The organism is Aeromonas sp. FDAARGOS 1419 (genome assembly GCF_019047045.1).
GTDB classification, from domain to species: domain Bacteria; phylum Pseudomonadota; class Gammaproteobacteria; order Enterobacterales; family Aeromonadaceae; genus Aeromonas; species Aeromonas veronii.
Genome location: NZ_CP077209.1, coordinates 1,542,064 through 1,556,564, shown reverse-complemented (window position 1 = coordinate 1,556,564; position 14,501 = coordinate 1,542,064). Strand labels below are relative to the sequence as shown.

11 protein-coding genes are annotated in these 14,501 nt (G+C 57.2%); 8 read left to right on the top strand and 3 right to left on the bottom strand.

Annotated elements, in window-relative coordinates; translation table 11 throughout:
- Nucleotides 1-397 precede the first annotated feature (397 nt).
- The 4 genes from guaB (at nucleotide 398) to I6L49_RS06790 (ending at nucleotide 5,703) form a co-directional block, all read left to right on the top strand.
- The gene (gene guaB, locus I6L49_RS06805; protein WP_005360033.1) at nucleotides 398-1,861 is read left to right on the top strand and encodes an IMP dehydrogenase; all 1,464 of its coding nucleotides are present in this window, start codon (nucleotides 398-400) and stop codon (nucleotides 1,859-1,861) included.
- Between the two features lie 84 nt (nucleotides 1,862-1,945).
- Complete coding sequence (guaA, locus tag I6L49_RS06800; RefSeq protein ID WP_019445882.1) at nucleotides 1,946-3,535, top strand: glutamine-hydrolyzing GMP synthase; 1,590 nt, start codon at nucleotides 1,946-1,948, stop codon at nucleotides 3,533-3,535.
- Between the two features lie 381 nt (nucleotides 3,536-3,916).
- A complete protein-coding gene (locus I6L49_RS06795) occupies nucleotides 3,917-4,189 on the top strand; it encodes a hypothetical protein (protein WP_139401676.1) in 273 nt (90 codons plus the stop codon).
- Nucleotides 4,190-4,659: 470 nt separating this feature from the next.
- A complete protein-coding gene (locus I6L49_RS06790; protein WP_216950935.1) occupies nucleotides 4,660-5,703 on the top strand; it encodes a hypothetical protein in 1,044 nt (347 codons plus the stop codon).
- Between the two features lie 356 nt (nucleotides 5,704-6,059).
- Here I6L49_RS06790 and I6L49_RS06785 read toward each other — a convergent pair whose 3' ends face one another.
- Nucleotides 6,060-6,887, bottom strand: coding sequence for a bifunctional transcriptional activator/DNA repair enzyme AdaA (locus I6L49_RS06785; RefSeq protein ID WP_216948745.1), 828 nt, complete (start codon nucleotides 6,885-6,887; stop codon nucleotides 6,060-6,062).
- Nucleotides 6,888-6,938: 51 nt separating this feature from the next.
- The gene (locus I6L49_RS06780) at nucleotides 6,939-7,703 is read right to left on the bottom strand and encodes an SDR family oxidoreductase (protein ID WP_216950933.1); all 765 of its coding nucleotides are present in this window, start codon (nucleotides 7,701-7,703) and stop codon (nucleotides 6,939-6,941) included.
- A 319-nt stretch (nucleotides 7,704-8,022) separates the two neighbouring features.
- Between I6L49_RS06780 and I6L49_RS06775 the strand changes: the two genes are divergently transcribed.
- The gene (locus I6L49_RS06775) at nucleotides 8,023-9,393 is read left to right on the top strand and encodes a leucine-rich repeat-containing protein kinase family protein (RefSeq protein WP_216950931.1); all 1,371 of its coding nucleotides are present in this window, start codon (nucleotides 8,023-8,025) and stop codon (nucleotides 9,391-9,393) included.
- A 282-nt stretch (nucleotides 9,394-9,675) separates the two neighbouring features.
- The gene (locus I6L49_RS06770) at nucleotides 9,676-10,323 is read left to right on the top strand and encodes a thiopurine S-methyltransferase (RefSeq protein WP_005337003.1); all 648 of its coding nucleotides are present in this window, start codon (nucleotides 9,676-9,678) and stop codon (nucleotides 10,321-10,323) included.
- Between the two features lie 332 nt (nucleotides 10,324-10,655).
- Here I6L49_RS06770 and I6L49_RS06765 read toward each other — a convergent pair whose 3' ends face one another.
- The gene (locus I6L49_RS06765) at nucleotides 10,656-13,442 is read right to left on the bottom strand and encodes an insulinase family protein (protein WP_216950928.1); all 2,787 of its coding nucleotides are present in this window, start codon (nucleotides 13,440-13,442) and stop codon (nucleotides 10,656-10,658) included.
- A 162-nt stretch (nucleotides 13,443-13,604) separates the two neighbouring features.
- On the opposite strand from I6L49_RS06765, the gene sixA reads away from it, so the two are divergent.
- Together sixA and I6L49_RS06755 are read left to right on the top strand one after the other, a co-directional pair.
- The gene (sixA, locus tag I6L49_RS06760; protein WP_005351311.1) at nucleotides 13,605-14,072 is read left to right on the top strand and encodes a phosphohistidine phosphatase SixA; all 468 of its coding nucleotides are present in this window, start codon (nucleotides 13,605-13,607) and stop codon (nucleotides 14,070-14,072) included.
- A 133-nt stretch (nucleotides 14,073-14,205) separates the two neighbouring features.
- Nucleotides 14,206-14,412 carry a DUF1107 domain-containing protein gene (locus I6L49_RS06755; RefSeq protein ID WP_005336998.1) on the top strand — a complete coding sequence of 69 codons (207 nt, stop codon included), beginning with the start codon at nucleotides 14,206-14,208 and terminating at the stop codon, nucleotides 14,410-14,412.
- Nucleotides 14,413-14,501 lie beyond the last annotated feature (89 nt).

The following is a 14,501-nucleotide window of genomic DNA, read 5'->3' as shown; positions in this document are numbered from 1 at the left end:
GGTGAAATTTATTATCCAGACCGAGCAAAGGACATTGAGAGGAGAATGATACCGGTGCGAGTGGTGGCCGCGAGGGCAAGAGACAATACAAGGACACACAACAAGGGGAGGGTGGTCAGAAGCCGCTTGCCCCCTGAGCCCCTGTCGACCATTCCTTTGCATGGGGGTTGCGCTGCGTCGGCACCTACCGGTTTTGCATAAATCACCGGCTAGCCAACTCTTTTGCCCCGAAATGGCGCTTTTCGTACTGATAATCTTGGTTTTTTGGCGTTTTGGCCGCCTAAAAGAGGGCTATGCCATAAAAAATTCAAAAAACTTCTTTACCAGTGACCAATGCGTGAGTAAACTTCGTCGGCAATATTTTACACCCCCACTTCCTCAACGGTGAGATATTGCCATGCTCAGGATTGCCAAAGAAGCGTTAACCTTCGACGATGTACTGTTGGTTCCCGCCCACTCCGAAGTTCTTCCCAATACTGCCGATCTGCGTACCAAGCTGACCTCCGCCATCAGCTTGAACATCCCGATGATCTCCGCTGCAATGGACACAGTGACCGAAGCCCGTCTGGCTATCGCACTGGCCCAGGAAGGCGGTATCGGCTTTATCCACAAGAACATGTCCATCGAGCAGCAGGCTGCCGAAGTGCGCAAGGTCAAGAAGTACGAGAGCGGCGTGGTCACCGACCCCGTCACCGTGCGCCCTGACATGACCATCGCCCAAATCAAGGAGCTGAGCCACAAGAATGGCTTCGCCGGTTACCCCGTGGTGACTGACGGCAATCAGCTGGTCGGTATCATCACCGGCCGTGACGTGCGCTTCGTGATTGACCTCTCCCAGACCGTTGAACAGATCATGACCCAGAAAGATCGTCTGGTCACCGTGCGTGAAGGGGCCCCTCGCGAAGAGGTGGTTGCCCTGATGCAAAAGCACCGTATCGAAAAAGTGCTGGTGGTGAACGCCGACTTCAAACTCAAGGGCATGATCACCGTTAAAGATTTCCAGAAAGCCGAGCGCAAGCCCCACGCCTGTAAAGATGACAAGGGTCGTCTGCGGGTTGGTGCTGCGGTTGGTGCCGGTGCTGGCAACGAAGAGCGCGTCGCTGCGCTGGTGGAAGCCGGTGTTGACGTGCTGCTGATCGACTCCTCCCACGGCCACTCCCAGGGCGTGCTGGATCGCATCAAGGCCACTCGCGACGCCTATCCGGATCTGCAGATCATCGGTGGCAACGTGGCGACTGCCGCGGGCGCCAAGGCGCTGGCTGCTGCCGGTGTCAACGCCGTCAAGGTCGGTATCGGCCCGGGCTCCATCTGTACTACCCGTATCGTGACCGGCGTGGGTGTGCCCCAGATCACTGCCATCTCCGACGCCGTTGACGCGCTGGAAGGCACCGGTATTCCGGTGATTGCCGATGGCGGCATCCGCTTCTCCGGCGACATCGCCAAGGCCATTGCCGCGGGCGCCAGCTGCGTCATGGTAGGTTCCATGTTCGCCGGTACTGAAGAAGCGCCGGGCGAGATCGAGCTCTATCAGGGTCGCTCCTTCAAATCCTACCGTGGTATGGGTTCTCTGGGCGCCATGTCCAAAGGTTCCAGCGATCGCTACTTCCAGACCGACAACGCCGCCGACAAGCTGGTGCCGGAAGGCATCGAAGGTCGCGTGCCGTACAAGGGGCGCCTCAAAGAGATCATCCACCAGCAGATGGGCGGCCTGCGCTCCTCCATGGGCCTGACCGGCAGCGCCACCATCGACGACATGCGCACTAAAGCTGAGTTCGTGCGCATCTCCGGCGCCGGGATGAAAGAGTCCCACGTCCACGATGTGACCATTACCAAAGAAGCCCCCAACTATCGGATGGGCTGATAAAACGGGGCCCTGCGCCCCGTTTTTCCACCCTTTTTTTATCCCGTGCCCTTTGTGACAACATCAGCCTGATGCAGGAATAAAATGACTAAAGACATTCACCAGCACCGTATCCTTATCCTCGACTTCGGTTCCCAGTACACCCAGCTGATCGCCCGCCGTGTGCGCGAAATCGGCGTTTATTGCGAACTGTGGGCCTGGGACGTAACCGAAGAGCAGATCCGCGAATTCAATCCGAGCGGCATCATCCTCTCCGGCGGCCCCGAGTCCGTCACCGAAGCGGGCAGCCCGCGTGCCCCCGAGTATGTGTTCAACGCCGGTGTCCCTGTGTTCGGTATCTGCTACGGCATGCAGACCATGGCCGAGCAGCTGGGTGGCAAGGTGCAATCCTCCACCGAGCGTGAATTCGGTTACGCCAAGGTGGAAGTGCTGGGCGAAGCTGGCAAGAGCAGCGCCCTCTTGCGCAATATCGAAGATGCCATCGCCGACAACGGCAATGCCCTGCTGGATGTCTGGATGAGCCACGGTGACAAGGTCACCACCATTCCGGCCGACTTCACCACCATCGCCCAGACCCCGACCTGCCCGCACGCGGCCATGGCGTGTGAGGCCAAGCGCTTCTACGGCGTGCAGTTCCACCCGGAAGTGACCCACACCCGTCAGGGTGCCCGCATGCTGGAGCACTTCGTCAAAGACATCTGCGGCTGCGAATGCCTCTGGACCCCGGCCACCATCATCGACGACGCCGTTGCCCGCATCCGCGAGCAGGTGGGTGACGATGAAGTGATCCTCGGCCTATCCGGCGGTGTCGACTCCTCCGTGGTCGCCATGCTGGTGCACCGCGCCATCGGTGATCGCCTGACCTGCGTCTTCGTGGACAACGGTCTGCTGCGTCTGAACGAAGGTGAGCAGGTGATGGAGATGTTTGGTGACCACTTTGGTCTGAACATCATCAAGGTTGAAGCGGAAGAGCGCTTCCTCTCTGCCCTGGCCGGTGTTGACGAGCCGGAAGCCAAGCGCAAGATCATCGGCCGCGTCTTCGTCGAAGTGTTTGATGATGAAGCGAAAAAGCTGAAAAACGCCAAGTGGCTGGCACAAGGCACCATCTATCCGGACGTTATCGAATCCGCTGCCAGCAAGACCGGCAAAGCCCACGTCATCAAGTCTCACCACAACGTCGGCGGCCTGCCGGAAGAGATGAAGATGGGTCTGGTCGAGCCGCTGCGCGAACTGTTCAAAGACGAAGTGCGCCGCGTTGGCCTCGAGCTGGGTCTGCCCTACGACATGCTCTACCGTCACCCGTTCCCGGGCCCGGGTCTGGGCGTGCGCGTCCTTGGCGAAGTGAAGAAAGAGTACTGCGATATTCTGCGCCGCGCCGATGCGGTCTTTATCGAAGAGCTGCGCAAAGCTGACCTCTACAACCAGGTCAGCCAGGCATTCGCCGTGTTCCTGCCGGTGCGCTCCGTTGGCGTCATGGGCGATGGTCGCAAATATGACTGGGTCATAGCCCTGCGCGCCGTCGAAACCATCGACTTTATGACCGCCCACTGGGCACATCTGCCGTACGACTTCCTCGGTCACGTATCAAACCGCATCATCAACGAGATCAACGGTATCTCCCGCGTGGTGTATGACGTCTCCGGCAAGCCGCCCGCAACCATCGAATGGGAATAAGCGTCTCGCGCCCTTCTGCCCTTCGAGCATAAAAATGCAAAAAAGACGCCCTTGAGGCGTCTTTTCTTTTCTCAATCGTTTGCGCCACATATCTTCTTTTTTTCGAGCAGCTTTTTTGCCACCTTGCCCCTGTCATATGTGACAGGGGCATTTTTGCCATCCCGCACTAGGCTCTCTCATGCCAATTGAGCCCGCTGTCAACAGCGGCTCGTGGCTGGGGGGAGGGCTGATCCAGTTGCAGATAGCTGCGTAAATTTGCCTATCGTTATCGCGCCAACCGGCAGTGATGACACCCCGGTGGAGACCGGAAACCACTTGAATCAACGGGGCGCAGCCCGAACGGCCAAACGAGTCGGGATCATAGAGCACGGAGAGTTTGATATGTCAGAACAAGCAGTGTTGGTGGGTGGATGGACCGCATATCACAAGCTGACCGCCGAGGATCAGGCGGTATTTGATCAGGCGCTGAAAGGATTTGTCGGGGTGCAGTACGTACCCTTTGAAGTCTCCACTCAAGTGGTGGCTGGCACCAACTACCGCTTCAAGTGCAAGAGCACTGTGCCGCTTGCCAAACCGATCCATGGCGAAGCCGTGGTGCAGATCTTCCAGTCTCTGGATGGCTCGGCCCATATCACCTCCATTACCCCGATTTGATTGGGGGCGGGGCTTGGCGGGGAGGGGGAATAACCTCCAAGCTTTTTGCTCCAAGTCCTGAAAATAAGAAAGGCGCCTTAGGGCGTCTTTTCTTCTCCACCACAACCCGTTACCTCTGATATGTGGTCGGAATTTGTACTTGTTAATTATTTTGTTGATCTCGATCAGGAATTTATCATCAATCTCTTCTGCATATTTCCTTGCTCGTTATGATGACTATTTGGATATAGCTCTTTGAAGTCTCTGATGAGTCAGGCCAGAGACATTTGCCAAAGCTTACTGCTAAATTTTTATGTAGAAGTAATTATTGAATAAAAGTAAACATCAATCGAACATATTTAGATATCTGTAATTATTTAATGTTATGATTTATTTTTTGTGTCTGTCATGAGAATGCAGCGGAGTTATATGGTAGACTCTGCTATTGGATTGGTACAGTTTTCCATCTGGTCTCTGTTAGAGGAAAAGGAATGAATCTCTTTACTCCAGTCGTAGAACCTGAAAAATTTCACAAGAACTTTGCATCGGTTTTGGTATCGTTTCGTGAAGCAGAGAGGCGACTGCTAGAGAAATGGGCGGACGGCTTCGTAGATAGAGATGGTAAGTTTGTAAAAGAATTCCAGACTACATTTAATTCGTCTTTCTGGGAAATATATCTATACGCATTGTTTAAAAAATATAACATCACGGTGGATTGGTCTTATCCAACACCAGATTTTTATCTGAGTTCAAATCGTTGTGAGTTCATAGTTGAAGCAGTAACAGCAAATTCTTCGCATGGGAAACCAAATGAGTGGGATAAAGCATTCAGTCGTGAAGAGTTGGAGAAGCTTGGGAGATTGAAAGAATTAAACACGGAAGCAATAATTAGACTGTCAAATGCAATTATTGCAAAAGTTAGAAAGTACAATGAGTCTTATAAAAAACTGAAACATGTCGCGGGAAAGCCTTTCATTCTAGCTATTGCACCTTTTGAACAGCCTCATTTTAATATTCAGCATGACAGGCCAATCAGAGCGCTACTTTTCGATCATTATGTAGATGAAGATGCATATTTAGATAATCCTGGCGCATTTCCGAATGGGCCACCAAGTGTAAATCTTGAATATGTAACAAAGGAAAATGGTGCTGAGATTCCCTTGGGCCTTTTCAAGAACGACTCATTATCTGAGGTAAGTGCGATAATTTTTAGTTGTTTGGCAACATGGGGAAAACTTAGTGCAATGTCAAATAACCCCGCAACAAATACTATCGTAAGCTCTCTTTGGGCAACCCCACCCAGAGGTGCTCCAGAAATGCGCTCATGCTCTCCTTCTGAACACGGTGAAACAATATTGGATGGACTACAGATTTATCATAATCCGTTCGCATCTAATCCATTGCCTCCAGAAGTATTCAGAGCACATCGAGTGGTTCAGCATTACGTTAACAACAAAACTGGAGAATGGTTGTATGAGGGGAACACTCAGGCACTGCTATTTAGGCAAGTCCATGCCACGCCCAAGATGAAATGATCTATCGAGCAAAAAGTTAGCTGGGCTCATTTATACGTGTTAACTAACTGGTCGTTAATATCGTAGGGTGCAATGAAATTGCACCTCTACTTTTGTTCCTCATACCTTGCACAAAAGCCGCTCGGCAAACGGTGCAATGCGCTGCGCTTATTGCACCCTACGTGTTTCGTTAATTTGCTGGGGTGGGGCGGCTGAGCGCGGAGCCTCGCCAAAGCAACCAAAGGGGCGATCTGCGCCCCGATTCTTCTTATGTCCCCGCTTTATATCGCCGCACGCTGTCTGGCGCTGCCTGATTGTCTGCTGACTCACTACCAAGATGCCTGTGTTCCTCATCAGGCGGACAGAAAAAGCCACCTTCACTCATACCTCGCCGCTTCCCAGGCGTGTATCGCCTGTTTGCGGGTCTCGCCCCAGTGATAGCCGCCGAGTTTGCCGTTTTGCTGAATGACTCTGTGGCAGGGGATCATCAAGGCGACGGGGTTGGCGCCCACCGCCAGTCCCACGGCGCGGGCGGCTTTGGGATTGCCGACGGCGCTTGCCACCTGGGCGTAGCTCACCACCTTGGCGGGCGGGATCTGCAGCAGCGCCCGCCAGACGCTGATCTGAAAGTTGGTACCGCTCACGTGCAAGGAGATGGGGCGATCCGGCGCCTTACTGCCATCGAACATGGTGTTGATGACGTTCTGGGTGCGTGATGGCGCCTCCCGCAGCTCCGCTTCGGGCCAGCTGTGGGCGAGGGCGGCCAGCGGCGCCTCTGGGGCCTTTTCATCGAGAAACGAGAAGTTGCACACCCCCCGCGGGGTCAGGGCGACGAATGCCTGACCAAAGGGGGTGTCGTGCACCCCGTGATCGATAACCAGCCCGGCCCCGCGCTGCTTGTACTCGCCCGGTGTTACCGCTTCGAGCTGTACAAAGTGATCGTAGAGCCGCGAGCCGCTGCTAAGGCCCAGGGTATCGGCCACCTCAAGCAGCGGGCGCGACTCCTGCAACAGCGCCTTGGCCCGCTCCAGGGTCAGCACCTGCAGATAGCGTTTGGGCGTCACTCCGGCCCAGCGGCTGAACAGCCGCTGGAAGTGAAAGGGACTTAAGTGCACGTGCGCCGCTATCTCGTCCAGAGTGGGCTGGCGCTCCACCTGACTTGCGATAAAACGGATGGCATCGGCGATGCGGGCGTAATCAGACATAAGGCGCTCTCACGATAAGTTTGCAGCCGCAGGATCTTGGGGGCGACAACGTCATGTACGACAAATTGATACCCCACCATCGGCCAGCAGGGCAATGCCGGTGGTAAAGCTGGATACATCGGACGCGAGATAAAGGGCCGAGCGGGCGATCTCCTCCGGTTGGGCCAGCCGTTTGAGGGCATGCATATTCTGCACAAAGGCGAGGCTCTCTGGCGTATTGGCAAAAGCCCGCCCCATGGGAGTGTCGGTGCCCCCCGGCAGCAGGGCGTTGACCCGCACCCCTTGTGCCCCATACTCGGCAGCCAGCACCCGGGTCAGGCCGATGAGGCCTGCCTTGCTCGCCGCATAGGCCGCCATGCCGGGCAGTCCCAGGGTATGGCCGACAAAGGTAGAGGTAAAAATAAGCGAGCCACCGCCGCGAGCCTGCATGGCGGGGATCTGATACTTGGCACCCACAAAGGCGCTGGTGAGGTTGGTATCCAGAATTTCCTGCCACTGCGTCAGCTCAAGCTCCTCTACGTTGCCCGGCGTGCCTGTGGTACCTGCGTTGTTGAAGGCGATATCGAGCCCGCCGAAACGGGTTAGCGCGAGATCAACCAGATCGCGGGCGTAACTCTCGCTTTTCACATCTCCCGCCAGACTCACCGCCTGGCCACCCTCATGGCGGATCTCCTCAACCAGCAGATCCAGCTCGGGCTGGCGGCGGGCGCCGACGACGACACTTGCTCCCTCCCGGGCAAACAGGATGGCGCTGGCGCGACCGATACCGGAGCTGGCGCCGGTGATGATGGCGACCTTGTTGGACAGTAATGACATGGCAGTTCCCTCGCTGAGTGTGTTGTGCGCCAGCTAAGTGGCTCACAAGGTTGGCTGTGGGTTGGAACTCCAATAGGTTCCAACCGACTTGGGTTTGGCCCCCACTATGGCAACCACTCCTTGCCGGGACGACCCGAATCTTGCTCTCTTTGTACCCAAGTCGTTTTGCTACATGTCGATACAGGCCTTCGTGGCAACAAAAGGGGCGAACTGCGCCCCGAATTCTTTATAATGCCCCCCTTTAAAATCGCCGGACCCGGGTTCGGCGCGCGCTGATGGCTGGCGCCATCAGGCAGATCATCAGGATTGAGAAACGGTTATGCATACTCTGGAACAGCTGCGCGCAGGTGAACTGTGCGGTGCCCGCCATCTGAAGCTCTCTGAAAACCTGACGGAGTTCCCCACCGAGATTTTGAGCCTGAAAGAGACGCTTGAGGTGCTGGATCTCACCGGTAACCAGCTAAGCGCACTCCCTGACGAGTTGGCCGGGTTCAGCAAACTGCGCATCATCTTCTGCTCCGAGAACCGCTTTACCGAGCTGCCCGAGGTGCTGGGGCGCTGCCCGGCGCTCACCATGGTGGGCTTTAAGGCCAACCGGATTGCTACCGTCTCGGCCAAGGCGCTGCCTGCGGGGCTGCGCTGGTTGATCCTGACCGATAACGCAATTGAGCAGCTGCCCGATGAGCTGGGCCAGTGCGACGCTCTGCAAAAGCTGATGCTGGCGGGCAACCGTCTGTGCGAGTTGCCGGCCAGCCTTGCCAACTGCCGCAATCTGGAGCTGCTGCGCATCGCCGCCAACCGCATCGAACGCTTCCCCGAGTGGCTGCTCTCGCTGCCGCGCCTTTCATGGCTTGCCTACTCCGGCAACCCCTTTAGCGAAGGGGCGGAGGCGCGGGCCATCAATGATGCCCATGACGAACCCCTTGCCTGGGAGACGCTGGCGCTGGGCGAGTTGTTGGGGCAGGGAGCATCCGGCGTTATCCATCGCGCCACCCTTGTGGCTAATCCTGCTGATGCAGCGACTCAGGCGAGCGGCAGAACCGAGGCCAGTCAGGTGGCGGTCAAGCTGTTCAAGGGGGCGGTGACCAGTGACGGGTTGCCCCGCTGCGAGATGGCAGCGTCGCTGGCGGCGGGCACTCATCCAAACCTTATCAAGGTGATGGGCAAGGTGGCGGATCACCCCTCCGGTATTCCGGCGCTGGTGATGGAGCTGATCGACCCGGCCTTTGCCAATCTGGCCGGGCCGCCGAGCCTGGATTCCTGCACCCGGGATGTCTATCCCGAGGGGCTGTATCTGAGTGTGCCGGATGCGCTGGCGATGGCCCAAGGCATCGCCTCGGTGGTGGGCCATCTGCACCGCGCGGGCATCATGCACGGGGATCTCTATGGTCACAATATCCTGTTTGCCCGTAGTTCTGACGCGCCGGCTCGCGCCCTGCTGGGGGATTTTGGTGCGGCTTCCTTATATGACCGCTGCGACCGCGAGCGGGCCGTAGGCCTTGAGCGGTTGGAAGTGCGCGCCTTTGGTTGCCTGCTGGAAGAGCTGTTGGCCCATTGCGATACGCAAGACTCAACGCTTGATGGGTTGCATCAGCTCAAAGCGGCCTGCCTCTCGGAACTCCCCGCCGATCGTCCCGATTTTGCTTATATCGAGCGTCAGCTGGCGGCCGCTCGCGCCACGCTGTCGTGATCTTTTTGGCGTTGGCAGGCACGTTTTGGCTTGCCAACGTCATTCCTTTTATTCATTCATCGCCATACACCCATGACGTTTTTGCATGGGTTGGTATGTCTTGTCCGTTATAAATGCAGCCAATAGCGCCGATTGCGACAGCGAGGCGCACGGTAAGGGGATGTCCCGCCATTCGCCCGATAACACGCAGAGGCTGCGCGGCAAAAAGGGAATGGCAGAGGGTTGCACGGTGCCGGTTAAGTTGTGATATTGAGGCATCTTTAGTACAGAAGGGTAATAACGATGGAAGCTGCGTTTTGGCATCAGCGTTGGGAAGAGAACCGGATTGGCTTTCATCAGGCGGACTTCAACCACTGGCTGCAATCCTGGTGGTCAGCCCAGCAAGCGGACGAGCCGGTGCTGGTTCCCCTGTGTGGCAAATCCCGCGACATGCTCTGGCTGAGCGCTCAGGGCCATCCGGTCGACGGTTTCGAGCTATCGAGCCTTGCCGTCAGCCAGTTCTTCAGTGAAAACCAGCTCGCCGCGACCGTGAGCGAAGTGGGCCCTTATCAGTGCCATCAGGTGGACAGCCTGCGCATTTTTCAGGGGGATTTTTTCGCCGCCCCCAGTCTGGGTCGCCGTTACCGGCTGGTCTATGATCGCGCGGCGCTGATCGCCCTGCCGACCGCGATGCGCCGCCAGTATGCGGCCCTGATCAGTTCGCTGGTCGAGACCGGTGGCCAGATCCTGCTGGTGACCCTCGAATATCAGCCGGAGCAGCAGAGTCAGCCCCCCTTCTCGGTGGGCGAGATGGAGGTGCGAGCCCTGTTCGAGCGCGATTTTCGTATCGAGGTGCTGGGGCGCGCCGCCGAGGTGGATCACCCGCGGGTGCTGTCGGGTCAGCTCTCCTACTTCGATGAGGTAGCCTACCGGCTGGTTCGCCGGGGTTAACGGGCAGCTAGTGGGCGGCCAAAGGGTGATCTGCGCCGACAAATCGTCGGGCTACGCGCTCTTCGCTACCTCCTTTGACGTAGATCAACGTGACTGGCGGGGGGAGTGCCTAATATGAGGCTGTTTCTCAATCACTGTTGGCATTGCAAAGCGAGTATCGGGTCTTTCCCGCTTGCTGATCAGCAACTCAGTGTCTGATTTTCACGCTCATGTTCACTTTTGGCGGCTTTGGTCGCAATTGTTATGGTTTTTCCAGCCGACCCAGATGGGTCGGCTTTTTATTGCCTGCGATATGCCGTGGGAATGGAAAAACGGGGGAGTGCGAGGCCTGATCAGGCCTCGAAGGTGGCGGCATTGAGCCGAAATGCCCGTGGATCGTCGATAAACTGGCCGGTGATCCGCTCGTCATGTTCGTGCCCCTGACCATAGCTGCAGAGGATCAGCCGATCGGAGGTGCGCGAACGCAGCTGGGTGATAAAGCGCACCAGATCGGCGCGACTCAACTTGCCCACCTCATCGCAGACCCGTTCCCGCTGATCGAACCCCAGGTCCTTGTTGCCAATACTGACCCACAACCGCTGGCCGCGACTGCGCAGATTGGCATCCCGCTCGCTCAGCTGGGCTTGCAGCCCTGCCTTGCTCTCCTGCCACTGCTGCTCGGTAAATTCGAGCATGGCGAGCGGGAAGAGGTCGATAAACTCCTCCACCGCATCCAGCAGGATCTGCGGCCCTGCCACCGGCGACTGGATGTAGAAGATCAGCCCCGGATGGCGATTGAGGGGCAGGTTGCCGGCGCCCACCACATACCCCAGTTGCTGGCGGGTGCGCAGCTCGTGAAAGAAGGTGGAGGACATGATGTGGTTCGCCAGGGTAAAGCAGGCGAGATCCCGCGCCCGGGTGGTGTGGGACTGGTAGTAGACCAGGAGCGCCGAGTCTTCGTGATCGCAACCCTGCTCGCGAATAAGGGTGCCTCTGTCCTGAATGGAGATGAGCGGGCGGCGGGTCTCGCCGCTCGGCTTGCTGCTGGTGCCATTGATGTCGCTCAGGTGGCGCTCCATCAGGGCGGCCAGCTCCAGCGCTTCGGCGGCAGTCCAGTCGCCGTGTACCAGCGCCTCGACATGCACCTCGCCAAACAGCTGGGCCACGAAGCCGGGCATCTCTTCCAGCTCGACGGTGCGAAGGTGGCGCAGCAACTGCTCGAACGGCGGGTTGTTCGGTTGCAGCAAACTGGTGAGCTGGTTAAAGAGCTGGGAGATGGGGCGCGCCTTGGACTGGTTGTCCCAGTTGCGGATGAGCTGCTCTTTGATCTCGGCGAAGCGGCCCGGATCCGGATACCCCAGCGTGCGGTTGCCGAGGATCATGTCGAGCAACAGCGGCTGCTTGTCGGCAAAACCGCTCAGGTTGATGGTAAAGCCCCCCTGATGGGCATAGATCTGGTAGCCCAGCCCCGCCAGCTCCGCCGGATAGGTGAGGGCGTTGAGGTGGTCTGCCAACAGCTCCACGGCGAGGCGCGCCATGGCGATATTGCGCGGATTTTTGACCGCATGTTCGCTGTCGATGGAGATATAGAGATTGCCCTTGGGCACGCTGAACAGGTGCTCATGGAGGTGCCAGAGGCGAAAACCGGGGCGATCGATAAGGCAGGCGGGCATGTCGGCGGCAAGCTCTGGCGTGCGCGGATCGAGCCTACTGCTGATAAAGGGGTTGGGCTTGGGTAGCGCCAGCGCCGGATCCGGTTCGCTCTGCTGCCAGCGAATTTTCTCGGCCTCGGTAATGGTTGCCACGCTGTAGGGGGTCTGATACCAGCGGGCCAGCCGATCGGTTGCCACTTCCGGCGCAGTGATGGTGATACGCAGGTTGTGCGGGGTGAGCTTGGCGAGGAAGCGGCGGATCAGCCCCTCGTCATATTCGCGCATCATGTAGTCGCCGTAGAGCAGATCCTCAGGTTTGTAGCTAAAGAGGTTGAGCACCAGCCCCGACACCGTATCGAGGGGGCGGCCGCGCTCCTGAAAGCGAAACGCCGATTCAAGCACGGTCCGTTTTTCGTCATAGCGCCAGCTCTGCAGCCCTTCGCGGCCAATCAGTTTCAGATAGCCAAAAAGGGCGGCGAGGATGTCGTCCACATGCTCAAGGCCCAGAGGTGTGAGGCCAAAGTTGACGCCAAAATCCTTGAAGTTGGCGCCGCTGATGCCACCACCTGCCGAGAGCTGGTTGACCCAGCCTTTCGCCTTGAGCAGGGAGAGCAGGCTGCCATCCCCCTCATAACCGATCAGATGGCTCAGGAAGGTGAGGGGCTTTTTGTCGTAAAACTCGTCCACATTGGGCAAGGGGAAGCTGAGCGACAGCTTGCGGGTCTCTTTGACCGGATTGATGTGGATGCGCACGCCGAGATCGTCGAGCCGGTAGAGCGGCATGGTGAGGGTCGGGGTTCCCAAATTGCGATTCAAAATGGGAGCAAAGTAGCGACAGCACCACTGCAACTGGGTATCAATGGATTCCGGCGAGATCATCACCAGCGCCATGCGATCCGCGCTGTAGTGGCTTTCGTAAAAACGGATAAGGTCGGAGCGCAGATCCCGTCCCGGCAGATCGGCCAGGGTATCGAGGTTGCCCACCGAGAACTTGGAGAAGGGGTGCGCCGGGTTGACCGTCTCTTTATGCACCTGATAGCTGCGGCGCATGTCGTCCTGCAGCTTGAGGCGATACTCGGAGTCGACCGCGTTGCGCTCCTTGTCCACCCACTCCGGATCAAAGGTGGGGCAGATAAAGAATTGGGAGAAGCGATCCAGCCCCGCTTCGAAGAAGCCGTTGTCGATCTCGAAGAAGAAGTTGGTGAACTCGGTACCGGTCCAGGCGTTGTTGCTGCCGCCATGACGGCTCATAAATTGTTGGTACTCACCAGGCTTGGGGTAGGTGCAGGTGCCAAGAAACAGCATGTGCTCCAGAAAATGGGCCATTCCCTGCCGGTCGGCGGGATCGTCAAAATGGCCGGTATTGACCGCCAGCGAGGCGGCTGATTTGTCGGTGTCGGGATCACAAATCAACAAGACCCTGAGCCGGTTGGCCAGCTCCAGAAAATGGTATTGCCGATGGTCATTGGGACTGGCATATGGGCTCATTGGCGTGTGACTCACGTTGGATTTATTTGAATTTAAACATGATTATCGACCCCGCTATCCCGTCAGGCAAACCCTTTTCTGAGAGGTAGCGCAATTGTTTCCACACCCGTGGCGGGGTAAGATCCCCCGGCTATCAAAACAGGCCCGTTGGGCGAGGTTGTAATGAAGATCTATATCATGCGTCATGGCCAGGCTGGCATGAATGCGAAAACAGATGAACAGCGTCCATTGACCGAGCAGGGTATTGAAGAGTCTATCCAGATGGCCCGCTGGCTGGCGCCTCAGCTGATTGGCCCGCTGGATCGGGTGATCCACAGCAACTATCTGCGGGCACGCCAGACCTGGCAAGCCATATGCAGTGAATTACCTGACGCAGCAGCCGTTGAAGAGAGTGGCGACATTACCCCTTACGGTGATCCCGCTTTCGTGGCCAGCTACCTCACCACCCTGGCGCAGCAACATGACCAGATCCTGATGGTCAGCCATCTGCCGCTGGTGGGTTATCTGGTGCAAAGCCTCTGCCCGGCCGCAGGAGCACCCATGTTTGCCACCTCGGGGATCGCCTGTATCGAGTGGCACGATGGCAAAGGAGCCTTGCTCTGGCTCGAAGGGCCGCATACAATAGGCTAAAAGTTAATAAAAAGTTATAGGTTGAATTTTTTGGGAAGAGATGGGCGAGTTTTCTGGATTTTTATAAATACTTTACGGAATTAATTCGCAGAAGCTGCTGTCATACGGATACAACTGCAAGAGGTTGCAAACGATGAGAGTGTTCAAGAAGTACCTGCCACTGATGGTGGCAAAGCATGTCAAAACATTCTTTAAAGGTCGGATTTACATCCATGGTCGGGGGCGGTTTGATTTCCAATCCGGTTTGTTGCTGATGCCGAATCCGGCGGATATTCCCCATCGCCAGACAGTCACCGAGGTCAACGAGCTGATCTCCAGACTGCACATGGATGCCGCGTGATGCGCTTCTGAACCTGTTTCTGCACTGATATGCCCGCGCTTTTGCGGGCATATTTGTTTCTGGCGACTGGCGTTCACTGCGTCGCTGTT